Here is a 1296-nt window from a genome sequence, read left to right as displayed (position 1 = left end):
TATTAAACCTTTTACTTATATAAGATAACACATTGCCAAAAGCTGGTTTTACATTTATGATGTCGCCCATATTTGAGTACCAATGGTATCCTATTATATCATAATTAACCTGGTTATCTTTTAGCAGCTGCAGATAATAAAAATGGGTATAGCTAACTGACAGGGTTACCTTTACATTAGGTTTAGCTGCTTTTAGCCCATCAATAAAACCTTTTATTCCAGCAATAAACTTTTTTGCTTTTACAGTATCATATTCGCCATCCTTGATTCTTCCAGGCTTGTTTCGTAACCTTATTTTATTATCCCCTTCGTTATTCACCTCAACTACCGATAAATAATCGCCATACCGGGTGCCAAAGTTCATCCCTTGTTTATAACCTTTCTGGTATATTGAATCTATATCTGCATTATTAAGCCCGCTTTGCATCACTGCAGGCAATGCGGCAATATTATTTTTCTTTAAGTCGTTTAAAATTTCAATAAAGGATTGTTCTTTTTTAGCATATCCGTCGGGGTCCAACAACACATCAAGCCTGTAGCTATTTAATTTCAGGTCATTTAGAGCACTTATTTGCTCATCCCAATTATTACTGTAATCTCTTTGGGTTAACGGATGGCCGTTTATTCCCCATACAAAAGATTTATCTGTATTTTGGGCTTTAGCTATTGTGCAAACAAAGCATAATAGGGCAACAGAGAGGAAAGTGCTGCAACCTTTTAACATAACATATCAGGGGTTAAATACTAAGGGAAATATTAGCTGAGTAAAGCTTTTTTAAATTCGGGCTTCTGGCTTATTCTTTCCAGTACAAAGCCTAAACCTATAAATATCCACAATGAGGGATAAGCAAATTCAGGAACAGAAACCATCATTATCAAATAAACGATGATCAGCCCCACGCTGTAACAGGTAGTGAGGATGGGTACAGATATTTTAAGCCAAATATTCCTTAAAACAAACCAGGTAAAAACAAAAAATCCGATGATCCCGGTATTGGGTAACAGGGTTGAAAAGAAATCAGTTGAACGTACATAACCAAAGCCTATCCCAAACATCTGGCTAAATCCATTGAGGTTTGCCCAGTATTCAATCTGATTTATAAAGCTTTTCCCTCTTTCTCTTGAAGATGAGCTATCCCCGTCCATTTTACCCGCGAAAACAAAATTATATAAACTATCAAGTAACTTTTGGAATATACTTAGCTGCAGAACAAAACATATAGCTACTATGGCAATACACAGATAAAAGAAAATTTGAAATTGCCTTTTATAGATAAACCAATAGCACATGAATAA

The 1296-nt window shown here is 35.3% G+C and carries 2 protein-coding genes; both read right to left on the bottom strand.

Annotated elements, in window-relative coordinates:
- Positions 1-724, bottom strand: a 724-nt coding sequence (locus tag AC1DRQ_RS31640; protein WP_477430133.1) for a hypothetical protein, incomplete at its 3' end; no start/stop codon positions are given.
- 32 nt (positions 725-756) lie between these two features.
- Positions 757-1296 (bottom strand): hypothetical protein (locus AC1DRQ_RS31635; protein ID WP_477430131.1); only part of this gene is annotated, 540 nt, incomplete at its 5' end.

The sequence above is a fragment of the Mucilaginibacter sp. P4_E8 genome, assembly GCF_056401495.1.
This window is presented reverse-complemented; position numbering and strand designations above follow the sequence as displayed.